21 protein-coding genes are annotated in these 24,483 nt (G+C 64.2%); 13 read left to right on the top strand and 8 right to left on the bottom strand.

Annotation, left to right across the window (positions count from 1 at the left end; genetic code table 11):
• Positions 1-176: 176 nt before the first annotated feature.
• Positions 177-1,403, bottom strand: coding sequence for an ABC transporter substrate-binding protein (locus N551_RS0105155; RefSeq protein ID WP_007598163.1), 1,227 nt, complete (start codon positions 1,401-1,403; stop codon positions 177-179).
• Positions 1,404-1,538: 135 nt separating this feature from the next.
• Entirely contained in the window at positions 1,539-1,982 is a 444-nt protein-coding gene (locus N551_RS0105150; RefSeq protein WP_027566050.1) for a DUF1304 domain-containing protein, read from the bottom strand.
• Positions 1,983-1,990: 8 nt separating this feature from the next.
• Between N551_RS0105150 and N551_RS0105145 the strand changes: the two genes are divergently transcribed.
• Positions 1,991-2,521 carry a methylated-DNA--[protein]-cysteine S-methyltransferase gene (locus N551_RS0105145; protein WP_027566049.1) on the top strand — a complete coding sequence of 177 codons (531 nt, stop codon included), beginning with the start codon at positions 1,991-1,993 and terminating at the stop codon, positions 2,519-2,521.
• Between the two features lie 43 nt (positions 2,522-2,564).
• Here N551_RS0105145 and N551_RS35190 read toward each other — a convergent pair whose 3' ends face one another.
• Positions 2,565-2,966: a nuclear transport factor 2 family protein gene (locus N551_RS35190; RefSeq protein ID WP_035961060.1), complete on the bottom strand. Its 402-nt coding sequence runs from the start codon at positions 2,964-2,966 to the stop codon at positions 2,565-2,567.
• A 198-nt stretch (positions 2,967-3,164) separates the two neighbouring features.
• On the opposite strand from N551_RS35190, the gene N551_RS0105135 reads away from it, so the two are divergent.
• A complete protein-coding gene (locus N551_RS0105135; protein WP_245287731.1) occupies positions 3,165-4,052 on the top strand; it encodes a LysR family transcriptional regulator in 888 nt (295 codons plus the stop codon).
• A gap of 25 nt (positions 4,053-4,077) precedes the next feature.
• Here the strand turns inward: N551_RS0105135 and N551_RS0105130 are convergent, their stop codons facing one another.
• A complete protein-coding gene (locus N551_RS0105130; RefSeq protein WP_027566047.1) occupies positions 4,078-6,867 on the bottom strand; it encodes a [protein-PII] uridylyltransferase in 2,790 nt (929 codons plus the stop codon).
• Between the two features lie 187 nt (positions 6,868-7,054).
• Between N551_RS0105130 and N551_RS0105125 the strand changes: the two genes are divergently transcribed.
• From N551_RS0105125 to N551_RS0105105, 5 genes are all read left to right on the top strand, one after another.
• Positions 7,055-8,026, top strand: coding sequence for an aliphatic sulfonate ABC transporter substrate-binding protein (locus tag N551_RS0105125; protein ID WP_027566046.1), 972 nt, complete (start codon positions 7,055-7,057; stop codon positions 8,024-8,026).
• A gap of 265 nt (positions 8,027-8,291) precedes the next feature.
• Positions 8,292-9,137 carry an ABC transporter permease gene (locus N551_RS0105120; RefSeq protein WP_027566045.1) on the top strand — a complete coding sequence of 282 codons (846 nt, stop codon included), beginning with the start codon at positions 8,292-8,294 and terminating at the stop codon, positions 9,135-9,137.
• Between the two features lie 4 nt (positions 9,138-9,141).
• Positions 9,142-9,927: an ABC transporter ATP-binding protein gene (locus N551_RS0105115; protein ID WP_027566044.1), complete on the top strand. Its 786-nt coding sequence runs from the start codon at positions 9,142-9,144 to the stop codon at positions 9,925-9,927.
• 69 nt (positions 9,928-9,996) lie between these two features.
• On the top strand, positions 9,997-10,506 hold the full coding sequence (locus tag N551_RS0105110) for an OsmC family protein (RefSeq protein WP_027566043.1): 510 nt from the start codon (positions 9,997-9,999) through the stop codon (positions 10,504-10,506).
• Positions 10,507-10,577: 71 nt separating this feature from the next.
• Entirely contained in the window at positions 10,578-11,375 is a 798-nt protein-coding gene (locus N551_RS0105105; RefSeq protein WP_027566042.1) for a hypothetical protein, read from the top strand.
• Positions 11,376-11,480: 105 nt separating this feature from the next.
• Here N551_RS0105105 and mutS read toward each other — a convergent pair whose 3' ends face one another.
• Positions 11,481-14,219 carry a DNA mismatch repair protein MutS gene (gene mutS / locus N551_RS0105100; protein ID WP_027566041.1) on the bottom strand — a complete coding sequence of 913 codons (2,739 nt, stop codon included), beginning with the start codon at positions 14,217-14,219 and terminating at the stop codon, positions 11,481-11,483.
• A gap of 216 nt (positions 14,220-14,435) precedes the next feature.
• Here mutS and pcaF point away from each other — a divergent pair, with 216 nt between their 5' ends.
• The 6 genes from pcaF to N551_RS0105070 all read left to right on the top strand — a co-directional run bounded on the left by pcaF (position 14,436) and on the right by N551_RS0105070 (position 21,113).
• Entirely contained in the window at positions 14,436-15,644 is a 1,209-nt protein-coding gene (gene pcaF, locus N551_RS0105095; protein ID WP_027566040.1) for a 3-oxoadipyl-CoA thiolase, read from the top strand.
• A 154-nt stretch (positions 15,645-15,798) separates the two neighbouring features.
• Positions 15,799-16,692 (top strand): dioxygenase, encoded by an 894-nt coding sequence (locus tag N551_RS0105090; protein WP_027566039.1) that lies wholly within the window; start codon positions 15,799-15,801, stop codon positions 16,690-16,692.
• 92 nt (positions 16,693-16,784) lie between these two features.
• Positions 16,785-17,486, top strand: a complete 702-nt coding sequence (gene pcaH, locus N551_RS0105085) for a protocatechuate 3,4-dioxygenase subunit beta (RefSeq protein ID WP_027566038.1) — start codon at positions 16,785-16,787, stop codon at positions 17,484-17,486.
• Positions 17,487-18,077: a protocatechuate 3,4-dioxygenase subunit alpha gene (pcaG, locus tag N551_RS0105080; protein ID WP_027566037.1), complete on the top strand. Its 591-nt coding sequence runs from the start codon at positions 17,487-17,489 to the stop codon at positions 18,075-18,077.
• A 206-nt stretch (positions 18,078-18,283) separates the two neighbouring features.
• Complete coding sequence (locus N551_RS0105075) at positions 18,284-19,975, top strand: methyl-accepting chemotaxis protein (RefSeq protein ID WP_027566036.1); 1,692 nt, start codon at positions 18,284-18,286, stop codon at positions 19,973-19,975.
• Positions 19,976-20,024: 49 nt separating this feature from the next.
• Positions 20,025-21,113, top strand: coding sequence for a phosphotransferase (locus tag N551_RS0105070; protein ID WP_027566035.1), 1,089 nt, complete (start codon positions 20,025-20,027; stop codon positions 21,111-21,113).
• A gap of 17 nt (positions 21,114-21,130) precedes the next feature.
• Here N551_RS0105070 and N551_RS0105065 read toward each other — a convergent pair whose 3' ends face one another.
• From N551_RS0105065 to N551_RS0105055, 3 genes are read right to left on the bottom strand one after another with little or no spacing between them, the layout of a single operon-like run.
• Complete coding sequence (locus tag N551_RS0105065; protein WP_027566034.1) at positions 21,131-22,687, bottom strand: MDR family MFS transporter; 1,557 nt, start codon at positions 22,685-22,687, stop codon at positions 21,131-21,133.
• Between the two features lie 16 nt (positions 22,688-22,703).
• Entirely contained in the window at positions 22,704-23,879 is a 1,176-nt protein-coding gene (locus N551_RS0105060; RefSeq protein WP_027566033.1) for an HlyD family secretion protein, read from the bottom strand.
• Positions 23,872-24,354 carry a MarR family winged helix-turn-helix transcriptional regulator gene (locus tag N551_RS0105055; RefSeq protein ID WP_007598134.1) on the bottom strand — a complete coding sequence of 161 codons (483 nt, stop codon included), beginning with the start codon at positions 24,352-24,354 and terminating at the stop codon, positions 23,872-23,874. Before N551_RS0105055 ends, N551_RS0105060 begins: the two co-directional genes overlap by 8 nt.
• Positions 24,355-24,483: the final 129 nt, after the last annotated feature.

Here is a 24,483-nt window from a genome sequence, read left to right as displayed (position 1 = left end):
GCGTCACCGCTGAGGTCGAGTGTGAATGAGGCATTGCTGCAACGCAAGGTGGGCGTGCACCCGCAGTTCGTAGGATACGCAACGTCTCAGCAAGTTCGTTAAGGTGGGCCCAGCCCCGGCGGATGCGCGAAGTGCAGTCCGCCGGGCGTAGCCCACCCTATGAAATCTCCGAGAGACTAACCCGCTGGACCCGCATCCTCCATGATCGGGCCGAACAGCTCCCAGCGTTCGCCGTTGAACTTCATCATCTGCATCTGCTTGTTGACGCGGTAGTCGTTCGGCCCGGTGTTGATCTTGATGCCGGGCAGCGCGAAGCTCGGGGTGAAGTCCTTGATATTGGCGACCTGCTTCATCACGTTCTCACGCGACAGGTCGTCGCCGCACTGTTTCAGAACTTGCGTCAGCAATTCGGCGACGGAATAAGCATAGGTGTTGACGGTGTTGAGCTTGTCGCCTTCGGGGAAATACTTGTCCATGAAGGCGAAGAACGCTTTCACGCCCGGATCGTCCTTCCACTGCGGATCGCCGGGCTCCTTGCCGTATTGGGTCGATATGATGCCCTTGGAGATATCGAGGCCGGCCGGCTTCAGCGTCGCCGAGATCGGGCTCGCGTTGATGTCGAGAATGTGCACCGGCGTCCAGCCGAGCTCGGCGACTTTCTTGATCGCCTGCGCCGCGAACTTGGGTGTCGAGGCATCATAGAAAAGATCGGCGCCCAACGACTTCAGCTTGACCACCTGAGAGTCCACCGTGGGATCGGTGACCTCGTAGGAGACTTCGCCGACAATCATGCCGGCGGCCTTGTCACCGAGACCGCTCTTGAGGCCGGCGAGATAGTCTCGGCCCATGTCGTCGTTCTGATAGAGCACGCCGATCTTGGCGTTCGGATGCTCTTTGAGGATGTACTTGGCGTAGATGCGCCCCTCGGACACGTAGTTGGGATTGTAGGCGATGGTCCATGGATAGTTCTGCGGATCGTTGAAGCGCGCGGCGCCGGTCGAGGCCAGCAGTTGCGGGATCTTCTTGCCATTGAGATACTTTTGCACGGCGGCGTTCGCGGCCGTGCCGATGATCTGGAAGGTGAAGAGCACCTCGTCGCCCTCGACGAGCTTGCGCACCTGCTCGACCGTCTTCGGCGGCGAATAGGCGTCGTCATACTGGATCAGATTGATCTTGCGGCCGTTGATGCCGCCCTGATCGTTGATCATCTTGAAGTAGGCGGCCTGGGTCTTGCCGATATTGGCGTAGACGGAATAGGGCCCGGAGAACGGCACGGTCTGGCCGATCTTGATCTCGGTGTCGCTCGCGCCGGTGTCGTATTTCTTCTGGGCGAGAGCTTGGTTGGCGGAGAACGCGAAGGCGAGCGCCGCCGTGGCAGTGATGAAGGCTCTGCGATTGCTCATGTGGGGTTGTTCCTCCTGACGGAATTTCCGACCGACGGTCTTGTCCCGTTGATTGCCAACGGTCGCCATCGCTGTCGGAGATTGTGGAGGAACGGCAGGCGACGCGCAAGGATCGCGGCGCCGCGCTATGGCGTCTCAGGTCAGGAACAAGACTAGCAGAGCGAGCGCCGCCGGCAGGGCCTGCACCATCAGGATGCGCGTGCTGACGGTCGCTGCACCATAACCGCCGGCCACGATCACGCAGAGCAGGAAGAATGCCTTGATCTGGAACGCGAAGGCCGGATTGCCGTGCACCAGCCCCCAGACCAGGCCGGCGGACAGGAAGCCGTTATAAAGCCCCTGGTTGGCGGCCAGCACCTTTGTGGTCGCTGCCTTCTCCGGCGTGTTGCGGAAAACCTTCAAGCCCTGCGGCTTGTCCCAGAGAAACATCTCCAGGATCAGAAAGTAAGCGTGCAGTGCGGCGACCAGCGCCACCAGGATATTCGCGATCCAGACCAAGTTGAGCTCCCCCAGCGTCAGCTTTCGGGTGGACGCTAGCACGGCCGGCGTGGCAATTGCGATGGCGTGTTTCGATGCCATGGTGCGCAATGCCCGCGCGACCGACCAAATCACCTGCAAGCTTCGGCCTCGATCGGCTGGCGACCCCGATCGGGATTGCGCTGCTGGTCACCGACGCTGCGGGCACCTTGCGCGCGCTCGACTGGGCGGATTACGAGCACCGCATGCGCGAGCTCTTGCGCCTGCATTACGGTGTGGTGGAGTTGCGTGACCAGCCCGCGCCCGCAGCCATGCGGACTGCGCTATCGGATTATTTCGATGGCGATCTCGGCCAGCTCTCAGGCATCGCCTGGCGCATCGCCGGCACGCCGTTCCAGCAGAAGGTCTGGAATGCGTTGGCGCAAATTCCTGCCGGCACCACGATGAGTTACGGCGCGCTCGCCGCCAGGATCGACATGCCCAAGGCCATTCGCGCCGTCGGCCATGCCAACGGCTCCAATCCGATCAGCGTGGTGCTGCCGTGCCACCGTCTGATCGGCGCCGATGGTTCTCTGGTGAAGTACGGCGGCGGCCTCGAGCGCAAGCGTTGGCTGCTGCGGCACGAAGGCGTGGCGGTCTAAGAGCCCGCCTAAGAATGTGTTGAGCAATCGGTGGCGCTGTGCCTCAAGCTTCGGATGTGGACCCGGGCGAGCCCTGGCTGACTTTCAACGTCATCACTTTCTGCACGATCTTCCAGGTCCCGTTCACCTTCAGGCAAGACAACAGGTCCGTGAAGCGACGCGGCGGAATGTGCAATTTCACCTTCAAAAGCGCGAGCTCTCCTTCAACATCCGTTGACAGGATCTGATCATCTCGCTCGAATCCCTGTTGCTTTGGAGCTTCCATGTTGCGGACCGCTGCCAGCCAGATCGCAATTGGCGTCACGCCCACGTTGCCGTCCTCGGCGACCTTCGTCACGGAACTCAAGGGATGAAATATGGATGCAAATTTCTCGGCATCCATTTCATAGGCAGCATCGAAATAGGTCTGCGCAAGGGAGCGCAAGGCGGAAATGTCCGTATCCATTGTCATCCTCAAAGCTGGTACACCGAAATCGTTCATGCGGCCGGGCGAGCTGTGCCGAGCGTCAACCTGCCACCACATGCAGGAAAGCACTGCACGGCGCTTTCTTGGTCGCGCAAGCCTACGGCGTCGTGGCTTATGAAACTAGACGCCTTGTGTGGCGCAGCCTTATGAGCGATATTCATCAATATGACAAACGACATGAACGAACTCGCGACGTTTGCAATCGTAGCCAGTGAACGAAGCTTTACGCGCGCTGCGATAAAGCTGGGTGTGTCTCAGTCTGCCTTGAGCCACACGATCCGGAGGCTCGAGCAACGGCTTGAGCTGCAGCTGCTCGCTCGAACAACCAAGAGCGTTGCGCCAACCGCCGCGGGGGCAGCTCTTTTGGAAGACTTGTCTCCGGCACTTGAGCAAATTCGTCACGCCCTCGACAGGGCCCGAAGCGTTCGGCGCCGGCCTGAAGGTCGCCTTCGAATTGTAATGTCACGATCAGCTGCCGTGATGGTATTGTTGCCGCGGTTGAGAGCTTTCGCCGAAGCCTACCCGGACATCGTTCTGGACGTTGTCACCGTCACTGGCCCCGTGGACCTTGTTGCAGGCGAGTTCGATGCCGGTATCCAGCTTGGCGAGTACATTCAAAAGGACATGATCGCGGTTCGCGTCACGCCGGAGCTGCGATTGGCGGTCGTGGGGTCGCCACGCTATTTCGCTTCACGAAGCATTCCCAAAAGGCCAAAGGATCTCAACGATCATCGGTGCATTACGCTGCGCCTTGCGGGCGGTCCATATCGGTGGGAGTTTGAGCAGGGACGAAGGTCGGTCACGATCAACGTGAACGGCCCGCTCATCATTGACGATACTCACCTAGTGATTCAGGCGGCGCTCGCCGGGGTTGGTATCGGATTAGCCTATGAAGAGCAGGTCGCCGAATATGTCGCGAAGCGCCGCCTTGTTCGGGTGCTGGAAGATTGGACTCCGCCCATTCCCGGCTTCTTCATGTATTACCCCAGTCGTCAGCATCAACCGGCCGCGCTGTCGGCACTGGTGAACGCGCTGCGATTCCCTGAACAAAAGTCGGCGCGCTGATTCAGCCCGAAATGACGAGAGAAAGTCACGCCGCCGGCTGAACCGCCTTGTCGCCGGCCATCACGTGCGTCAGCGCGCTCTTGATCGCGGCCTGGCGTGTCGGCGCGCTGATCTGTGCGCCCAGGAGATCGGTGACGTAGAACACGTCGCGGGCGCGCTCGCCGAAGGTCGCGACATGGGCTGAGGCGATGTTGAGGTTGAGCTTCGAGATCGCGGTGGTCAGCTCGTAAAGCAGGCCGGGCCGGTCGAGGCCGGACATTTCGATCACTGTGTAGCGGTCGGACCATTGGTTGTTGATGGTCACTTCCGGCTCGATCACGAACGGCCGCGCCTTGCCGCGCACGGTGCGCCGCGCCACCACCTCGGGCAGACGCAGCTTGCCTTCCAGCACGTCCTCGATCATCTCGCCGATGCGCGTCGCGCGTCGGCCCTCGTCCTCGTCCCGGTCGTATTCCCTGGAGATCGAGATCGTGTCGAGCGCGCGCCCGTCGGTCGTGGTGTAGATCTGGGCGTCGACGATGTTGGCGCCGGCCGAGGCGCAGGCGCCGGCGATGATCGACAGCAGCCAGGGATGGTCGGCGGCGAAGATCGTCAGCTCGGTGACGCCGCGCACCTCGTCGAAGCCGACATTGATCGCGAGCTTGTGGCCGGCCTGCTCGCTGGCACGGACGAAGCGCGCGTGCCGGATCTTGCGCGGCAGCTCGACCTTGAGCCAATAGGCCGGATAGTGCCGGCCGATATAGGCGTCGAGCTCCTCCGCCGGCCATTCCGCGAAGGCGTTACGGAATTCGGCGTATGCGGCCGTGAGGCGCTTGCCGCGGTCAACCTCCGAGAAGCCGCCCGTCAGAACCGGCTCCGTCTCGTAGTACAGCGAGCGCAAAAGCTGCGCCTTCCAGCCATTCCAGACGCCTGGACCGACGCCGCGGATGTCGGCGGTGGTCAGGATCGTCAAGAGCTTCATCTGCTCGACCGACTGCACCACGGCGGCGAAATTCTCGATGGTCTTGCGGTCGGAGAGATCGCGCGACTGCGCGACCGTGGACATCGTCAGATGCTCCTCGATCAGCCAGGCCACGAGTTCGGTGTCGGCCGGACTGAAGCCGAGCCGTGGGCAAAGCCGTCGCGCCACCTTGGCGCCGGCGATCGAGTGGTCCTCGGGCCGACCCTTGGCGACGTCGTGCAGCAGCGTCGCGATGTAGATCACGGAGCGATGCTCCGGCCGGATCTTGCGCATCAGGTCGCTTGCCACCGCGAATTCCTCGATGCCGCCGCGCTCGATGTCCTGGAGGAAGCCGACGCAGCGGATCAAATGCTCGTCGACGGTGTAGTGATGATACATGTTGAACTGCATCATCGAGACGATCTTGCCGAAGGCGCGGATGAAATGGCCGAGCACGCCGGTCTCGTTCATCCGCCGCAGCACGATTTCCGCGTTGTCGGATGTCAGGATCTCCATCAACAGCCGGTTGGCTTCGGGATTCTCGCGCATCTGCGCGTTGATCAAGCCGAGCGAGCGCGTCACGTCGCGCATCGCGTCCGGGTGGAAGGCGAGATTGTTCTTCTGCGCCAGGCGGAAGATGCGGATCAAATTGACCGGATCGTGCTTGAAGACGTCGGGCGCGGCGACGTTGATGCGGTTGTTGTCGACGATGAAGTCGTCGCTGTCGGGCACCCGCCGCTTCACCGCGGTGGGGCGAAGCCGCGCCATCATCCGGCTCAGCACCGGCGCGGGCTTGGCCTGCTGGTCCTCGAGCTTGGCGCAGAGGATGGCGGTGAGATTGCCGACTTCCTTGGCGACCAGGAAGTAGTGCTTCATGAAGCGTTCGACGTCCTGCATGCCGGGATGCGAGGTGTAGCCGAGCCGGACCGCGATCTCGCGCTGGAGGTCGAAGGAGAGGCGCTCTTCAGGGCGGCCGGAGTAAAAGTGAAGATTGCAGCGCACCGACCAGAGGAAGTCGGCGCAGCGGCGGAAGGTGCGGTATTCCTGCGCGTCGAACACGCCGCGGTCGACCAACTCGTCGGTGTCGCTCACGCGGTAGACGTATTTCGCGATCCAGAACAGCGTGTGCAGGTCGCGCAGGGCACCCTTGCCGTCCTTGACGTTGGGTTCGACCAGATATCGCGATTGACCGCCGCGGCGATGCCGCTCCTCACGCTCGGCGAGCTTTGCGGTGACGAATTCGGACGCGGTGCCTTGCACGACCTCCTTGTCGAAGCGGGCGACCAGCTCGTCATAAAGCGGCCGGTCGCCGGTAAGGAAGCGCGTCTCCAGGATCGCGGTGCGGATGGTCATGTCGCCGCGCGCCTGCCGGATCGACTCGTCGACCGAGCGCGTGGCGTGACCGACCTTCAGCCCCATGTCCCAGAGGCAATAGAGAATGGCCTCGGCGACCTGCTCACCCCAGGCGGTCTGCTTGTAGGGCAGGATGAAGAGCAGATCGATGTCGGACTCGGGAGCCATCAGGCCGCGGCCATACCCGCCGGTCGCCACCACTGCCATGCGCTCGGCACCGCTCGGAATCGGCGAGCGGTAGAGATGACGAGTTGCCGCCGAATACAGGATGCGGATGATCTCGTCCTGCACGTGGCACAGCCGCTCGGCGCAGCGCCGGCCGTGACGGTCCTTCAGCAGGATCGTCTGTGCCGCAGCGCGCGACGCAATCAGCTCGGCCTTGAGCAGTTGCGCCATGGCCGTGCGGAACGCGTCCTCGCGTCCCTGGTGCTTCTCGGCAAGCGCATCGACCGCGGCGGTGATCCGCGCGGTGTCGAAGCGATCGTCCACCTCGGCCTTCTGCTCAGTCGCAACGCTGTCCATGTCTCACCGGATATAAGAGGCGGCCGGCGCTGTCACCCGCCATTCTCTCGCAATAGTCGTTCCATGCTGGAAAGGTGCGGCTTTGGGCAAAGCTGTTCTCAGCCGGCGCGCTTTCGAGGGATGGATTTTCTCGTTGATTTCTAGATATAACTCATTGAAAAACAATGAAATTTTGAGGAGGCCGGGCATGACCAGGATTACACGACGCATACTGTTGGCGGGAGCGGTCGCTCTTGCCATGTCCCCCCCGGCGCGGGCGGCGGATCCGCTCAAGGAAATCCGGATCGACTGGGCGACCTATAATCCGGTGTCGATGGTCCTGAAGCAGAAGGGGCTCCTGGAAAAGGAGTTCGCCAAGGACGGCATCACCGTCACCTGGGTGCAGTCGGCCGGCTCCAACAAGGCGCTCGAATTCCTCAATGCGGGCTCGATCGACTTCGGCTCGACCGCGGGCTCGGCGGCGCTGGTCGCGCGCATCAACGGCAACCCGATCAAGTCGATCTACGTCTATTCGCGGCCCGAATGGACGGCGTTGGTGACATCAAAGGATTCCAAGATCGCTAATGTCGCCGATCTCAAGGGCAAGCGGGTCGCGGTGACGCGCGGCACCGATCCGCACATCTTCCTGGTGCGCGCATTGCTTGGCGCAGGTCTCACCGAAAAGGACATCACGCCGGTGCTGCTCCAGCACGCCGACGGCAAGACCGCGCTGATCCGCGGCGACGTCGATGCGTGGGCCGGGCTCGATCCGATGATGGCGCAGGCCGAGGTCGAGGAGGGCGCGAAACTGTTCTACCGCAAGGCCGACGCCAACACTTGGGGCATCCTCAATGTGCGCGAGCAGTTTTTGAAAGACTATCCGGACGCCGCCCGCCGCGTGCTCGCGGTGTACGAAGAGGCGCGCAAATACTCGCTGGCGAATTACGACGAGCTCAAGAAGACCTTCATCGCCGTGACCAAGCTGCCGGAACCTGTCGTCGACAAGCAGCTCAAGGAGCGCACCGAGCTGACCCACAGCCGCATCGGCGCGCCCCAGCGCGAGTCGATCCTCGCCGCAGGCCTCGCCCTGCAACAGGCCGGCGTGGTCGATGCCAAGGTCGATGTGAAGGCGACGCTCGATGCTCTGATCGATGACCAGGTCCCGCTGCCGACGAATTAAGGTGCTCTTTCCCTCCCCCCTTTTGGGGGAGGGTGCCTCGCGAAGCGAGGCGGGTGAGGGGTATCTTTCCTCACGATCGGTATTGCGAGCCGAGAGAATCCCTCATCCGGCGCCATAGCCGACGCGAAGCGTCGGCGTTCTTTTAAGGACGGCGGCTGAAGGTCGCCTATGCCCACGTTCTCCCACAAGGGGAGAAGGGAAAAGCAGCGGAGGGCGCGGCAAGAGTAGTGTTGCATTCCCTGACGAGACGCGCTTCCTACCGGCCATGATCTCTGAGGCGCCAGTCCTGCAACAGACCACGGAACCGGCCGAAAGCGCCGCCGCGCCTTCGTGGTTGTCGCGTTATGCGCGTCCATTGCTGGGTGTGTTGCTGCCGCTGACCCTCGCGCTCGGTTGGGAGTTCCTGGTCGGGCGCGGCTGGTCCAATGGCCGGCTGGTGCCGCCGCCCTCGCGCGTGTTCGCCACCATCGTTGATCTTGCCCGCTCCGGCGAGTTGGTCCGTCACATCGCCGCGACACTGTGGCGCGTTGGTCTTGGCTTTGCGTTCGGCGTGGTCGCGGGCACCTTGCTCGGCGCCATATCCGGCTATTGGTCGCTGGCGCGGCGGCTGCTCGATCCGACCGTGCAGGCGCTGCGCGCTATCCCCTCGCTGGCCTGGGTGCCGCTGTTCATTCTCTGGCTCGGCATCTTCGAGACCTCGAAGATCGCGCTGATCGCGGTCGGCGTGTTCTTCCCGGTCTATCTCGGCGTGATGGGCGCGATCCTCATCGTCGATCGCAAGATCGTCGAGGTCGGTCGCACCTTCCGTCTCTCTGGACCTGCCATGATCCGGCGGATCCTGCTGCCTGCGGTGCTGCCGGCCTATGTCGTGTCCTTGCGCGTCGGTCTTGGTCTGGGCTGGATGTTCGTGGTGGCGGCCGAGCTGATCGGCGCGTCCGAAGGCCTCGGCTATCTCCTGCTCGACGGCCAGCAGCTCGGCAAGCCCGCGCAGATCCTCGCCGCCATCGTGATCTTCGCGATCCTCGGCAAGCTCACGGACTGGTTAATCGAGATCGCGGCTGCGCCCTTCCTGCGCTGGCAGGACGCCTTCGGGCGTACGGTGGGAGCATAAGGCGATGCTGGCGCTCGACCGGGTCAGCAAGACCTATCCCAACGGCGTGCAGGCGCTGGCGCGCTTTTCCGCCGAGATCAGGCAAGGCGAGATCGTCGCCATCATCGGCGGCTCGGGCTGCGGCAAGTCCACGCTGCTGCGCGCCATCGCCGGCCTCGACCGCGCAAGCTCGGGCGCGGTGACGCTCGACAACGAGGCGATCGCCGCGCCGCATGCCAAGATCGGCATCATCTTCCAGGAGCCGCGGCTGCTGCCCTGGCTCAGCGTCGCCGATAATATCGGCTTCGGTCTTGCCGATGGGCCCGCGACCGAGCGGCGTGAAAAGGTGGCGCGTGCGCTCGAGCGTGTCGGGCTGGCCGAAAAGGCGCAGGCGTGGCCGCGCGAGCTCTCGGGCGGGCAGGCACAGCGCGTCGCGATCGCCCGCGCGCTGGTGCCGCAGCCCGAGGTGCTCTTGCTCGACGAGCCGTTCTCGGCGCTCGACGCTTTCACCCGCCGCGACCTCCAGGATCATCTGCTCGATCTCTGGGCCGACACGCGGCCGACGCTCATCCTCGTCACGCATGACGTCGACGAGGCCGTGGTGCTGGCCGACCGCGTGCTGGTGATGCGGCCGCGGCCGGGCCGGCTGTTCGACCAGATCGAGATCAATCTCGGCCGGCCGCGCGACCGCAATTCGCCGCTGTTCGAGAATTTCAAGCGGAGTGTGCTGACGTCACTCGACCGTTCGCTCGACCGCAGCGTGCCCGACCGTGACGCAACCCAGGGTCCCGGTCAGGCCATGTGGTGGTGACAATTTCGCTCCGAGCCGGTACATCGCAAGCCGGTACTTCGTAGAGAAGATTTTCCCGGGAGAGACAAAATGGACGCCGCAGCACTGCGCCAGATGCAGGCCCCGATCAAGGAGCGCTACAAGACCGACCCCAAGACCGCGATGATCACGTTGAAGGCCAAGGGCTCGACCGACAGCGAGGGCATCGCCTGCAAGGTCGAGACCGGCCGCGCCATCGCAATGGCCGGCCTGCATCCCGCGACCGGCGGCTCCGGCCTGGAGCTTTGCTCCGGCGACATGCTGCTGGAGGCGCTGGTCGCCTGCGCCGGCGTCACGCTGAAATCGGTCGCGACCGCCATCGAGGTGCCCTTGAAGACCGGCAACGTCTACGCCGAGGGCGATCTCGATTTCCGCGGCACGCTCGGCGTCGACAAGGAGACGCCGGTCGGCTTCGCCGAGATACGCCTGCGCTTCGACGTCGACACTGATGCGCCGCAAGACAAGCTCGACCTGCTGCTCAAGCTCACCGAGCGCTATTGCGTGGTCTATCAGACCATCAAGAACGGCCCGAAGGTCTCGGTGTCGATGCAGCGGATGTAGCGAGCGAAGGCCGCTCGCTCGCCCAACAATTCGTGTCGTCTCGGCGAAGCCCGGGACGACAAAAGAAAAAAATGTCCCCCGAGCTCCACTTCATCCTCATCCTCGTTCTGCGCATGATGGTCGCGGCGGCGTTCGTCGTGACGGCTTCGATCATCACCGAGCGCTCAGGGCCGGTGATCGGCGCGCTGGTCGCGACCCTGCCGGTTTCGGCCGGACCATCCTACGTCTTCCTCGCCCTCGACCACGATGCCGCCTTCATCGCGCAGGGCGCACTGTCGAGCTTGCCGGTCAATGCAGCGACGATCTTCATGTGCGTTATCTATGTGGTGCTGGCACAGCGGCGCAGCCTTCTGGTGAGTTGCGGAAGCGCGGTCGCGGTCTGGATCGTATTCGCATCGATCATCAAACAGTTCGAATGGTCGCTCACCGCCGGGCTCGCCGCCAATCTTATCGCGTTCGGCATCTGCATTCCGCTGCTCGCGGGCTATCGTCACGTGAAGATGCCGCTGGTGACGCGGCGCTGGTATGACGTGCCGATGCGGGCATTGCTGGTGGCGACGCTCGTCGCCATCGTCGTCTCGACATCGAGTTCGGTCGGCCCCCGCATCAGCGGCATCATCGCGCTCTACCCGGTCGTGTTCACCAGCATCATGGTGATCCTGCATCCGCGCATCGGCGGCCCTCCGACTGCTGCGGTGCTGGCCAACTCCGCCTGGGGTCTGCTCGGATTCGGCATGGCAATCGCGGTGTTGCACGTCGGCGCCGCCAATTTCGGCTCCGCGATCGGGCTCTGCATGGGGCTTGCGACCTGCGTCGTTTGGAATCTGACGCTGTGGTGGAACGGGCGAAGGAAGCGATTGGCGCACTAGGCTCATCATTGCGAGGAGCGAAGCGACGAAGCAATCCAGACTGCCGCCGCGAAGAGATTCTGGATTGCTCCGCTCCGCTCGCAATCACGATTGCGGAAGGACCGCTCACTGCTTCGGCAGCTTGGCCTTCAAAGCATACAGCGCATCGAGCGCTTCGCGTGGCGACATCTCGTCCGGATGTAGCGCCTTCAGCGCGTCCATCAGCAGTTCGGCCTCGCTCAGTGGGGCGGCTTCTGCGGCGGCGCGCGAGGGCACTGCGAACAGCGGCAGATCGTCGGCGAGCGCGCGTGCGGTCTGGCCGCGGTCCTGAGCTTCCAGCTTCGCCAGTACCGATTTGGCGCGCGTGATCACGGCCGGCGGCAGGCCTGCGAGCTTGGCGACCTGGATGCCGTAGGAGCGATCGGCCGAGCCCGGCAACACCTCGTGCAGGAACACGACATTGCCCTGCCATTCCTTCACCCGCACGGTCGCGTTGAACATCCGCGGCAGTTTTGCGGAGAGGGCGGTCAGTTCGTGGTAATGCGTCGCGAACAGCGTGCGGCAACGATTGCTCTCGTGCAGGTGCTCGATCGCGGCCCAGGCGATCGAGAGGCCGTCGAAAGTCGCGGTGCCGCGGCCGATTTCATCGAGGATCACGAGCGCACGCTCGCCGGCCTGGTTGAGGATCGCGGCGGTCTCGACCATCTCGACCATGAAGGTGGAACGGCCGCGGGCGAGATCGTCGGCGGCGCCGACACGCGAGAACAGGCGGTCGATGATGCCGATCCGCGCGCGTGTCGCCGGCACGAAGCTGCCGATCTGGGCAAGCAACGCAATCAGCGCGTTCTGGCGCAGGAAGGTCGACTTACCGGCCATGTTCGGACCGGTCAGCAGCCAGAGCTGGCCGGATTTTTGCGCAGGGCCCGGCGAGAGGTCGCAGGCATTGGCGATGAACGGCTCGCCATTGCGCTTCAAGGCCTGCTCGACCACCGGATGACGGCCGGCCTCGATGGCAAAGCCGAGAGACGAGTCCACCTCGGGCCGCACATAGGTCTCGTCGATCGCCAGCTTGGCAAGCGACGTCGCGACGTCGAGCAGCGCAAAGGCGTGGGCGGCGGCGCGCAGCTCCTCGCTAATTGCCAACGCCTTGGTGCAGAGCCGCTCGAAAATTTCGAGCTCGAGCCCGAGTGCGCGGTCGCCGGCATTGGCGATCTTGGCTTCGATCTGCCCCAGTTCCGAGGTGGTGAAGCGGACCTGGCCGGCCAGCGTCTGGCGGTGGATGAAAGTCGCGTTCAGCGGCGCCGACATCAGCTTGTCGCCGTGCTGCGCGGTAACTTCGACGAAATAGCCGAGCACGTTGTTGTGCCGGATCTTGAGACCCTTCACACCCGTGTTGTCGGCGTAGCGTGCCTGCATCGAGGCCACCACCAGGCGCGAGGCGTCGCGCAGGTTTCGCGTTTCGTCCAGCGCAGGCTCATAGCCCTGGCGAACGAACCCGCCGTCGCGCTTGATCAGCGGCAGTTGATCGTCGAGCGCCCGGGCGAATTCCGCCGCGAGCTCGCGCGACGGTCTTTGCAGCGCCGCCGTCACCGCGGCGATCTCCTGCGGCGGCTGGTCGAGTTCGTCAAGCCGCGTCAGCACCTGGTCGGCGGCGATGATGCCGTCGCGCAGGCCGGCGAGGTCGCGCGGCCCGCCGCGGCCGACGGATATACGGGCCAGCGCCCGCGACATGTCCGGAGCGCCGCGCAGGATGCTGCGGATGTCCTCGCGCGCGGCCGAGTCGGCAACGAAGCTGCCGACGGCATCGAGCCGCCGCGCAATCGCCGCCGCATCGGTCAGCGGCGCGGCAAGCCGCTGCGCCAGCAGGCGCGAACCGGCCGAGGTCACCGTGCAGTCGATCGCATCGAGCAGTGAGCCGCGGCGTTCTCCGGCCAGCGTCCGCGTCAGTTCGAGATTGGCGCGAGTGGCGGGATCGATCGCCATGGTCGCACCCGAGGCTTCACGCGCTGGCGGCGAAAGCGGCGGATGCTTGCCGACCTGGGTGCGGTCAACATAGGTGACGGCGGCGGCGGCAGCAGTGGCTTCCAGCCGCGTGAGCTGCGACAGTCCGTCCATGGTCGCGACGGCAAAATAGTCGCACAGCCGCTTCTCGGCGGTGGCGCCGTCGAAGACGTCGCGGGTCAGCGGCGTCACCGCCGGCAGCTCGCGCAGGGTCTGTCCGAGCTCGCTATCGTTATAGAGTGCGTCGGTGACGATCACCTCGTTCGGATTGATGCGCGCGAGCGTGGCGGCGAGTTCGCCGCCCGAACATTCCGTCACCATGAATTCGGCGGTCGAGATGTCGATCCAGGCGAGGCCAAAGCGGTCACCGCCCGCCGATGAGCGCGCGCGCGCGAGCGCCAGCAGGTAATTGTTGGCGCGCGCGTCGAGCAGCGTGTCCTCGGTCAGCGTGCCCGGCGTGACCAGGCGCACCACGCCGCGGCGCACGACGCTCTTGTTGCCGCGCGCCCTGGCGGCGGCGGGATCCTCGGTCTGCTCGCACACTGCGACCCGGTGGCCGCCGGCGATCAGCCGGTGCAGATAATCCTCGGAGCGCTCGACCGGCACGCCGCACATCGGGATATCGGCGCCTTGATGTTTGCCGCGCTTGGTCAGCACGATGCCGAGTGTCCTGGAGGCGATCTCTGCGTCCTCGAAGAACAGCTCGTAAAAGTCGCCCATCCGGTAAAACAGCAAGAGGCCCTGATGCGCCGCCTTGATTTCAAGGTACTGTTCCATCATCGGCGTGACGCGCGCGGCGGCTTCCGCCTGCGGGGCGGCCGCTTCGTCGGGGGGCGGCACTGGGATCGGCTGTTGCATCGTCATGGGCGGCGCAACCTACAAAATTTCACCCCGCGCTCCTATCGCTTTGGCCGGGGAGGGGAGGTTTTCCACGTTGTCCGCACCGCGGCATGCGCAACTCGCGTGCGCACCCCTCGGAACACGGGCGTATCGGTCAATTGACCTGCTGCGGGCGCCCTCCTAAAACTCCGTCGACATTGAAGAATTTAGGCCGGATCGCGGCATTCAGGGAGAACAACGATGCGTGACGTCTTTATCTGCGATGCCGTGCGGACCCCCATCGGTCGTTTTGGCGGCTCGCTCGCCAAGGTGCGTGCCGACGACTTGGCTGCGGCCCCGATCAAGGCTCTGATGGCCAAGCACCCCAATCTCGATTGGGCACAGGTTGACGAGGTCTTCTTCGGCTGTGCCAACCAGGCCGGCGAGGACAACCGCAACGTTGCACGCATGGCGCTGCTGCTTGCGGGTCTGCCGGATTCGGTTCCGGGCCAGACCCTGAACCGGCTCTGTGCCTCCGGCCTCGATGCGGTCGGTGCCGCCGGCCGCGCCATCCGTTCCGGCGAGATCGAGCTTGCGATTGCCGGCGGCGTCGAATCCATGACGCGCGCGCCCTTCGTGATGGGCAAGGCGCAGGAAGCGTTCTCGCGCTCGGCTGAGATCTTCGACACCACGATCGGCTGGCGCTTCATCAATCCGCTGCTGAAGGCGCAGTATGGCGTCGACGCGATGCCCGAGACCGGCGAGAACGTCGCCGAGGAATTCCAGGTCTCGCGCGCCGATCAGGACGCCTTCGCGATCCGCTCGCAGCAGCGCGCGGGTGCCGCGATCGCGGCCGGCTATTTTGCGGAGGAAATCACCCCGATCACCATTCCCGGCGGCAAGGCCGGCCCTGTGACCGTCGACAAGGACGAGCACCCCCGCCCCGAGACAACGCTCGAAGCCCTGACGAAGCTCAGGCCGATCGTGCGCAATCCCGGCACGGTGACCGCCGGCAACGCCTCCGGCGTCAATGACGGCGCTGCCGCGATGATCCTGGCGTCCGAGGCTGCCGTGAAGAAGCACGGCCTGACGCCGCGCGCGCGCATCCTCGGCCTCGCCTCGGCCGGCGTGCCGCCGCGCATCATGGGCATCGGCCCGGTGCCGGCCACCCGCAAGCTGATGGAGCGTCTCGGCAAGAAGATCAGCGATTTCGACCTGATCGAGCTCAACGAAGCCTTCGCCTCGCAGGGTATCGCCTGCATGCGCCAGCTCGGCGTTGCCGACGATGCCGACTTCGTCAATCCGCATGGCGGCGCGATCGCACTCGGTCATCCCCTCGGCATGAGCGGCGCGCGCCTTGCGCTCACCGCCGTGCACGGCATGGAGAAGCGCGGCGGCAAGCTGGCGCTCGCCACCATGTGCGTCGGCGTCGGCCAGGGCGTTGCCGTCGCGATCGAGAAGCTGAACTGACGGGACGGGTAGCGTTCCGTCATCCCGGAGCCGGGTGCCCCAGACTCGTCATGGCCGGGCTTGTCCCGGGCATCCACGTTCTTGGTGCCGCGAGAAGAAGGTCGTGGATGGGCGGGGCAAGCCCGGCCATGACGCAAGGTGAGGGGAGCATCCCATGATCATCGCGCGCGAGCAGGACGTCACGGCCGCGGCATTGGCGGTGATGGAGCAGACGTCCGATCCCCGGCTGCGCCAGATCATGGTCTCCCTGGTCAAGCATCTGCACGGTTTTGTTCGCGACGTTCGCCTGACCGAGAAGGAATTCCGCGACGCCACGGCTGTGATCGCCGAACTCGGCAAGCTCTCGACCGACACGCATAATGAGGTCGTGCTGATGGCAGGCTCGCTCGGCGTCTCGCCGCTGGTGTGCCTGCTGAACAATGGCGATGAAGGCAACACGGAAACCGACCAGTCGCTGCTCGGACCGTTCTGGCGGTTGAACTCGCCGCGGGTGGAAAATGGCGGTTCGATCGTCCGCTCCGAGACACCGGGCGCGCCGCTGTTCGTCAACGGCCGCGTCGTGGACAAGGACGGTCGCCCCGTCGCCGGCGCCGAGGTCGACGTCTGGCACGCGTCGCCGGTTGGTCTCTATGAAAATCAGGACCCCGAGCAGGCCGACATGAACCTGCGCGGCAAGTTTACGACCGACCAGGACGGAGCCTTCTCTTTCCGCTCCGTGATGATGGTCGGCTATCCCATTCCGACCGAGGGCGTGGTCGGCCGCCTCCTGGAGGCGCAGAGCAGGCATCCCTATCGTCCAGCGCACCTGCACGCGTTGGTCTTCAAGCCCGGATTCAAGGTGCTGATCTCGCAGGTCTACGACCCCGCCGATCCGCATATCGATAGCGACGTGCAGTTCGGCGTGACGAAGGCACTGGTCGGCAAGTTCCTGCGCCGTGACACGCCACATCCGACCGAGCGCGACGTCGCGACGCCCTGGTATTCGCTCGACCATGTCTACCGGCTCGAAGCCGGCGAGGCCGTCCTGCCGCGTCCGCCGATCAAATAGGGCGCAAAGCCGCTTCCCCCAATTAGTTATATCCTATAATGATTGGCGGAAGCGTAGACCGGTCGGAAAAGGGCCGGGGGAGGAGTTCGCCAATGACATTCATCTATCCCGTCGACAGCAACACGGCGCATCCGTTGCCGCTGTCGCCCCAGTACAAGAGCTCGATCAAGCGCGCGCCGAACAAGCCATTGATCCCGATGCGCCATACGCTGTCGGAGCTGACCGGCCCGGTCTACGGCCACGAGACCGTGCGCAAGGGCGACAACGACCTCACCACCCAACACACCGGCGAGCCGCTCGGCGAACGCATCATTGTGCACGGCCATGTGCGCGACGAGGACGGCCGGGGCGTGCCGAACTCGCTGGTCGAGATCTGGCAGGCGAATTCCTGCGGCCGTTACGTTCACGTCCGCGACCAGCATCCGGCGCCGCTCGATCCGAACTTTACGGGCGCCGGCCGCACCGTGAGCGACGCCGCCGGTTACTATCGCTTTGTCACGATCAAGCCTGGCGCCTATCCCTGGGGCAACCATCACAACGCCTGGCGTCCCGCACACATCCATCTCTCGGTGTTCGGCCATTCCTTCGTCACGCGTCTCGTGACGCAGATGTACTTCCCAGCCGATCCGCTGTTCCCGTTCGATCCGATCTTCAATTCGGTGCCGGACGAAAAGGCGCGGGCGCGGATGGTGTCGTCGTTCGATCTCGAGAACACCCAGCCCGAATGGGCGCTGTGCTACCGCTTTGACATTGTGCTGCGCGGCAAGAACGCCACCCCTATGGAGAACCATTAAGTGCAGGACAATGGGATCACGCCGTCGCAGACCGTCGGCCCGTTCTTCAAATACGGCCTGACGCCGACCGGCGAGTATGCCTGGAACGATGCGTTCACCAACTCGACCCTGACGCCCGACGTCACCGGCGATCGCGTCCGGATCGAGGGCCGCGTGTTCGACGGCGATGGCGTCGTTGTGCCTGATGTCATGCTGGAGATCTGGCAGGCCGACGCGCAGGGGCGCTTTGCCGATCCGCAGGACAAACGCGCGCTGCCGAATGCGAGCTTCCGCGGCTTTGCCCGCTGCGGCACCGACAAGGACGGCAATTATTCCTTTGAAACCATCAAGCCGGGTGCGGTGCCCGATCCCGACGGCAAGCCGCAGGCACCGCATATCCTGCTTGCGGTGTTTGGTCGCGGCATGCTGCGGCATCTCTACACCCGCATCTATTTCAGCGACGAGGCCGGCAATGCCGCCGATCCCGTGCTGGCGGTGGTGCCGGCCGACCGTCGCGCCACGCTGACCGCCGTGCGCGAGGCCGGCAAGCCGGTTTACCGGCTCGACCTGCGGCTTCAGGGCGACAACGAGACGGTGTTTTTCGACGTGTGATCCCAGCCTCGTCCCGGACAGGCGGAGCGCCGATCCGGGACGACAGCGGAGGACGGGCCTGATTTCGCTGCCCGAAACCGTTCACCTGACGCCGTTTCCCGTATTTTTCCGGAGTTCGTGCGATGCAATTTTCGCGCGATGCAATCCCGTGTTTACCGTAATCCTTTAGGGTCCGTGGGATTCAGCGCGGCCCATTGGATTGTTCCATGAAAATTCGCCTTTCGCTTTCTTCCGCAATCATTGCTTTCGGCATCGTTCTGGCGATCGGTTTCACCGCCGTGGTCTCCACCAGCCTTTACGCCTTGAAAGAGCTCAAGGTCGGCGGCCCGCTCTATTCCGACATCAAGCTCGGCAATGATCTCATCGCGGACATCCTGCCGCCGCCGGAATATGTGATCGAGGCCTATCTCGAGGCCACGCTCGCCATGCGCGAGCCCGACCAGCTGGCGGCCCATGGCGAACGCCTGGTCCAGCTCCGCAAGGACTACGACGAGCGCAAGGCATTCTGGGTCACCTCCAGCCTCTCGGCCGACCTGAAAACGGCCCTGGTGTCGAAATCCGACGCCGAGGTGCAGAAGTTCTGGAAGCTGTTGTCCGACCAGCTCCTTCCCGCACTCAAGGCCAAGGACACGGCCGCTTCCGAGCGCGCCTACGCGCAGCTCAAGGACGCCTACACCGCGCACCGCGCCGTCATCGACAGCATCGTCGAGAGCGCCAACAAGCAGAATGCCGACATGGAGAAGCTGGCCGCGGACCGCGACAGCTCCATGCTTTATATCCTCCTCGGCGTCTCCGCCGCCGTCCTCGCCTTCATTGCGGCGGGCCTGCTCGGCGTCGCCCTCGGCGTGATGCGCCCGATCGTGCGCATGACCAGCACGATGCAAAAGCTCGCAACCGGCGATCTCGCCGCCGACATCCCTTTCGCGCACCGGCAGGACGAAGTCGGTTCGATGGCGGGCGCGCTCCTGGTGTTCAAGCAGGCGGCGGTCGAGAATTCCCGGCTGCGCGAGGAGCAGTTGCAGAAGGCGCAGGAGGCGGCGCTCGCCAAGCGCGGCGCCCTGCACCAGATGGCCGAAACCGTCGAGCGCGAGACCGGCCGCTCGGTCGACACCGCGAGCGCCGCGACGCAAGGCGTGGAGCGTGCCGCCTCCAGTCTGTCCGAGATCGCAAGGTCGCTCTCGACACAATCGCAGGCGGTCGCAGCCGCCTCCAACCAGGCTCTCGGCAGCTCGCAGACCGTCTCGGCCGCGGCTGAAGAACTCAGTGCTTCGATCCGCGAGATCGCAACCCAGGTCGCGCGGACCAGCACGGTGACGAAATCGGCGGTCGCCGGTCGGGAACAGGCGCGCTCGACCATCCAGACGCTGGCCGGATCGGTGAAGAAGATCGCAGAGGTCTCCGACCTCATCGGCGGCATCGCCGGCCAGACCAATCTGTTGGCACTCAACGCCACCATCGAGGCGGCGCGCGCCGGGGAGGCCGGCCGTGGCTTCGCGGTGGTCGCCGCCGAAGTGAAATCCCTCTCCGACCAGACCGCCAAATCCACCGAGGAGATCGCGCGGCTGATTGCCGAGATCCAGGCCTCGACGCAGGCCGCAGTCGATGCCGTCGAAACCATGGGAGGCCACATCGTCGAGATCGACGGCGTTGCCACCTCGGTTGCCGCCGCGATGGAAGAGCAGGACGCGGCGACGCGAGAGATCACGCGGTCGATCTCCGAATCGGCTTCCGCGGCCAAGGAGGTCTCGGCCAAGATCGGTGATGTCAGCCGCGACGCCGCCTCCGTGAACGAGCGCGCCGCGGAGGTCAGACAGGCGATCGCCGGCATGGCGGCCAATCTCGAACAGCTCCGGTCGGTCGTGGTCCGGACGGTGCGCGACTCGACAGCGGCGGCTTGAGTCGGGGCGCGGGGTCGTTCGCTGGCGCCTGCGGCCGTGATCGTGCAGTGTGACGCGGGACAGGGGCATCGTGGTTATGACACCTCCACAATTGCCAGCGGTCGTTGAGCCCGCCCAGCTGACGGCAGCGCTGCGCAGGAGTGGCGTACTGGACGCTGGCGCAGTGCGCGAAGTGAAGGTGCTGCATCAGCACCCGGCCATGGTGTCGCAGGTCATCCGCCTTGGGCTGCGCTATGTCGGGGAATCCGCCGGGGCACCGCCCTCCGTCATCCTCAAGATGCCGCATCCGACCTACGCCAAGGCGTTGGCCAATTCCGGTCGGCAGGAAGTGACCTTCTACACTCATCTTGCGCCGAATTTGCCGTCGCACATCGTGCCGCGCTGCTACGATGGTCATTTCGACGAGGAGAGCCAGGACTGGCATCTTCTGCTCGAAGATCTCACCGACAGCCATGACGTTGCAGCTGACTGGCCATTGCCGCCCTCACGCGATCAGGCGATGGCGATCGTAACGGCGCTCGCCCGCTGGCATGCATCTTGGTGGGACCATCCGGGTCTCGGCGACACCATCGGCACCTGGATGAGCCTTGATGATACGGCGAGTCTGATAGAGACATTCGCCGGCCATTACGACCGCTTCGCCGATTTGCTTGGTGATCGCCTCAGTGAGGAGCGGCGGACCCTGTATCGGCGCTTCATCGACAAGGCTGAGCAACTGTTGCAACGCTACCATTCACATCGCCACGTGACCATCGCTCACGGCGATGCCCATGCCTGGAATTTCCTGCTGCCACGCGCGGGCATCGCTGACGCTGTGCGCATTTTCGATTTCGATCATTGGCGCATCAACGTTCCTACCCACGACCTTGCCTATATGATAGCGACGCAATGGTATCCAGAGCGCCGGCAGGCGCTCGAACGCCCGCTGCTCAATCGCTATCACGAGATGCTGATGGCGCACGGTGTCAGCGGCTACACGCGCGGCGCGCTCGACCAGGACTATCGGCGGTCGGTGTTGTGGCACATCACCAAGCCAGTCTGGCAGTGGAGCATCAACATCCCGCCGGTGATCTGGTGGAATAATCTTGAGCGGGTGATGATGGCGGTCGAGGATTTGGGCTGCGAGGAGTTTTTGTAACTGCTCGCGTCACAGCGTTACTCCATCACCGCATGTTCCGGCCCGGCCGCCTGCTTGCGCAGGGTGGCCTTGGTCGAGCCGATCAGCAGGGCGAGCGGGATGGTGCAGAGGATGAAGAACATCACCAGCTCGTAGTCGTGCGCGAAGGCGATGATCTGCGCCTGCACGCTGACCATGCGATCGGCCATGGCACGGCCGGCGTCGGTGGAGAGATTGATCATGCCGCTGACGCTGGGCATCTGGAGCGCGTGGTTGAACGGGTTGATGTGCTCGGACAGGATCGCATAGGTCCGCCGCGTGCCCTGCGTCAGCTGGGCGATGACGACGGAAATGCCCACCGAGCTCGCGACGTTGCGCATCAGGGTCAGCATCGCGGTGCCGTCGGTGCGCAGCTCGTTCGACAAGGTCAGGAACGCCACCGTCGATAGCGGCACGAAGACGAGGCCGAAGCCGAAGCCCTGGATGACGCTGACGGTCACGATCTCCGGCACCTGGGTCAAATCGGTCCAGCCGGTCATCTGGAACAGCGATCCCGCGGTGAGCGTCAGGCCGGTGATGATCAGCGTGCGGGCCTCGATGTAACGCATCATGCGCCCGACCAGCATCATGGCGAAGAAGGTGCCGAAGCCACGGCTCGCCAGCAGCAGGCCCGCGGTAATGATGGGATAGCCGATCACGTTCTGCATGTAGGGCGAGGCCAGCGCCATGGTCGAGAACAGCACGAGACCCATCACGACCATGAACATGCAGCCGGTGACGAAGTTGCGATCCCTGAAGAGCGCGAAGCGGATGAACGGCGTCGAGGTCGTGAAAGAGTGCGCGATGAAGAAGTAGAAGGCGACGGCCGAGACGATGAACTCCGCAAGGATCTCACCCGATTCGAGCCAGCCCAATTGCTCGCCGCGGTCGAGCGCGAGCTGAAGCGAGCCGATCGCGACCGCCAGCGCCGCGAAGCCGAACCAGTCGAACCTGAGACTGAGATCCTTCCGGGTCTCGTCCATGAAGATGATCAGCCCGATCACGGTGATGGCGCCGAACGGCAAATTGACGAAGAACACCCAGTGCCAGGAATAAGTCTCGGTCAGCCAGGCGCCGAGCGAGGGACCCATGATCGGCCCCATCATCACGCCCATGCCCCAGATCGACATCGCCTTGGCGCGTTCCTGGAGCGTGTAATAGTCGAGCATCACCGATTGCGACAACGGCACCAGGGCCGCGCCGAACACGCCTTGCAACAGGCGGAACAGCACCATCTGGTTGATGTCCTGCGCAAGCCCGCACAGCACCGATGCCATGGTGAAGCCGGCCGAGCAGATGATGAAGATGCGCTTGCGGCCGAAGCGGTTGGCGATCCAGCCCACCGGTGCCGTCATGATCGCGGCGGCGACGATGTAGGAGGTCAGCACCCAGTTGATCTGGTCCTGCGAAGCCGACAGCGTGCCCTGCATATAGGGCAGGGCGACGTTGGCGATGGTGGTATCCAGCGCCTGCATGATGGTTGCCGTCATGGCGCAGATCGTCACCATGTTCCGGCGCAGGCCGGGAACCATCAAATGGGCATTGGGGCCGGACATCGGATCAGTTCCTGTCTCAGTCTTTGTCCGAATCTTTGTCCTGGCTCGCGGTCGCCGACAGGCCGAGCAGGCCGGCGAGCGAGCGCCGGTGGCCGGTGTCGATGGTGGCGTAGACGCTCATGCCGGCCTTCAGCTTGCGCACGTATTTGTCGGTCTCGTCGAAATAGATGCGGATCGGCACGCGCTGCACCACCTTGACGAAATTGCCGCTGGCGTTCTGCGGCGGCAGAATCGCGAATTGCGCGCCGGTGCCGGGCGAGAGCGAGCCGATCTTGCCCTTGAAGAGATGGCTCGGAAAGGCATCGACCTCGAGCGTGACCGGCTGTCCTTCGGTGACGTAGGTGAGGTCGCTCTCCTTCGGATTGGCGTCGACCCAGGGATGGGCGACGTCGATGATGGAGAACACCGGCGTGCCGGCGGCGACGTAGCGGCCGAGCTGAATCTGCTCGACTTGTGTTGCCACGCCATCCATCGGCGCGCGCAGCACGGTGTGGTCGAGGTTGCGCTGGGCATCGTCCAGCTTGGCTTTCGCTTGCGCGTAGGCGGGGAATTGCTCGAGCGGCAACTCGCGATTGCCCAGCAACTGGGTCTTGGCATTGGAGAGTTGCTGCTTGATGTATTGCGCCTGCGCGCCGGCGGTCACCAATGCATTCGACGCGTTGTCCAAATCGAGCTGCGAGCCGTAATTGTTCTTCACCAGCGACTGCTTGCGTTCGACGTCGCGCTGCTTCAGGTCCATGCCCTGCTGGGCGAGATTGAGCATGTCGCCGTAGATCTTGATGTTGGCAACGAGATTGTCATAGGTGATGCGGGCTTGGGCGAGTTGCGCTTTGGCTTCTTCCAATGCGTGACGGAACGGAGCGGGGTCGATCTCGAACAGCTCGTCGCCGTGCTTGACGATCTGGCCCTCCTTGACGACGACCTTCTGGATTTTGCCGGAGATATCGGGGGTCACCAGCACTTTCTGCGCGCCGACATAGGCATCGTCGGTGCCGACATAGCGGCCGCCATTGAGATAGAAGGTGAAGCCGGCCACCGCGACGACGATCGGCAGCACGACCAGAAGCAGCACGCGGCGGTAGCGGCGCAGGCCCGCCAGCAGGCGGCGGCGCGGATTGGTGCCGGCTTTCTTGGTGGGCTTGCCGCCGTCGATTTTCTGCTCGGGCTGGAACTTGAGAACCTGATCAGCCATAGCGCTGCTCCTTACGCGCTTGTTCCGCTCCGCTGGTCTGGATCGCGGACCGCACGTTTTCCTTGATTGTTTCGAGTTGGGTGAGGAGGCGGTGGGCGTCCGCCGGAGTGATGCCGTCGAGCGCGTTGGCCGTGAGCTCGGATTTCAGCCCGCTCATCCGCCCGAGCAATTGCCGCCCGGCCTTCTTCAGGTACAGCCGCTTTACGCGGCGGTCCGACGGATCGTTGCGTCGCTCAATCCAGTCGCTGTCACAGAGCTTGTCGATCAGGCGTGTCAGCGTGATCGGCTGCACCTCGAGAAGCTCGGCGAGCTCCGACTGCTTCATGCCTTCGCTGCGCTCGACCTTGGCCAGCACCGCCCATTGCGCGCGGGTGATGCCGAAGCGCGAGGCTTCCTTGTCGGCATAGACCCGGAGCAGGCGATAGAGCTCGGCGAGCGTAAACAGGAAGTTCTGGTCCACGGGCCCTGGGCTCATGAGCTTGGTCTCCAATAAGCTTGGAATATAATAAGCAAGCTTATGATTATTTCATGGCGGGTTTGCGGGACACTGTCCCGCAGGCCGAGCATGGCTGATGGCCGCATCGCCGGTGCCGCTTTGGGTTCC

This window comes from Bradyrhizobium sp. URHA0013 (genome assembly GCF_000518345.1).
Lineage (GTDB): Bacteria > Pseudomonadota > Alphaproteobacteria > Rhizobiales > Xanthobacteraceae > Bradyrhizobium.
This window is presented reverse-complemented; position numbering and strand designations above follow the sequence as displayed.

What these genes read in the sequence shown, in the direction of transcription:
- N551_RS0105155 (WP_007598163.1), bottom strand. Translation starts at nt 1,403, where the DNA reads ATGAGCAATCGCAGAGCCTTCATCACTGCCACGGCGGCGCTCGCCTTC.
- N551_RS0105150 (WP_027566050.1), bottom strand. Translation starts at nt 1,982, where the DNA reads ATGGCATCGAAACACGCCATCGCAATTGCCACGCCGGCCGTGCTAGCG.
- N551_RS0105145 (WP_027566049.1), top strand. Translation starts at nt 1,991, where the DNA reads ATGCCCGCGCGACCGACCAAATCACCTGCAAGCTTCGGCCTCGATCGG.
- N551_RS35190 (WP_035961060.1), bottom strand. Translation starts at nt 2,966, where the DNA reads ATGGATACGGACATTTCCGCCTTGCGCTCCCTTGCGCAGACCTATTTC.
- N551_RS0105135 (WP_245287731.1), top strand. Translation starts at nt 3,165, where the DNA reads ATGAACGAACTCGCGACGTTTGCAATCGTAGCCAGTGAACGAAGCTTT.
- N551_RS0105130 (WP_027566047.1), bottom strand. Translation starts at nt 6,867, where the DNA reads ATGGACAGCGTTGCGACTGAGCAGAAGGCCGAGGTGGACGATCGCTTC.
- N551_RS0105125 (WP_027566046.1), top strand. Translation starts at nt 7,055, where the DNA reads ATGACCAGGATTACACGACGCATACTGTTGGCGGGAGCGGTCGCTCTT.
- N551_RS0105120 (WP_027566045.1), top strand. Translation starts at nt 8,292, where the DNA reads ATGATCTCTGAGGCGCCAGTCCTGCAACAGACCACGGAACCGGCCGAA.
- N551_RS0105115 (WP_027566044.1), top strand. Translation starts at nt 9,142, where the DNA reads ATGCTGGCGCTCGACCGGGTCAGCAAGACCTATCCCAACGGCGTGCAG.
- N551_RS0105110 (WP_027566043.1), top strand. Translation starts at nt 9,997, where the DNA reads ATGGACGCCGCAGCACTGCGCCAGATGCAGGCCCCGATCAAGGAGCGC.
- N551_RS0105105 (WP_027566042.1), top strand. Translation starts at nt 10,578, where the DNA reads ATGTCCCCCGAGCTCCACTTCATCCTCATCCTCGTTCTGCGCATGATG.
- mutS (WP_027566041.1), bottom strand. Translation starts at nt 14,219, where the DNA reads ATGACGATGCAACAGCCGATCCCAGTGCCGCCCCCCGACGAAGCGGCC.
- pcaF (WP_027566040.1), top strand. Translation starts at nt 14,436, where the DNA reads ATGCGTGACGTCTTTATCTGCGATGCCGTGCGGACCCCCATCGGTCGT.
- N551_RS0105090 (WP_027566039.1), top strand. Translation starts at nt 15,799, where the DNA reads ATGATCATCGCGCGCGAGCAGGACGTCACGGCCGCGGCATTGGCGGTG.
- pcaH (WP_027566038.1), top strand. Translation starts at nt 16,785, where the DNA reads ATGACATTCATCTATCCCGTCGACAGCAACACGGCGCATCCGTTGCCG.
- N551_RS0105075 (WP_027566036.1), top strand. Translation starts at nt 18,284, where the DNA reads ATGAAAATTCGCCTTTCGCTTTCTTCCGCAATCATTGCTTTCGGCATC.
- N551_RS0105065 (WP_027566034.1), bottom strand. Translation starts at nt 22,687, where the DNA reads ATGTCCGGCCCCAATGCCCATTTGATGGTTCCCGGCCTGCGCCGGAAC.
- N551_RS0105060 (WP_027566033.1), bottom strand. Translation starts at nt 23,879, where the DNA reads ATGGCTGATCAGGTTCTCAAGTTCCAGCCCGAGCAGAAAATCGACGGC.
- N551_RS0105055 (WP_007598134.1), bottom strand. Translation starts at nt 24,354, where the DNA reads ATGAGCCCAGGGCCCGTGGACCAGAACTTCCTGTTTACGCTCGCCGAG.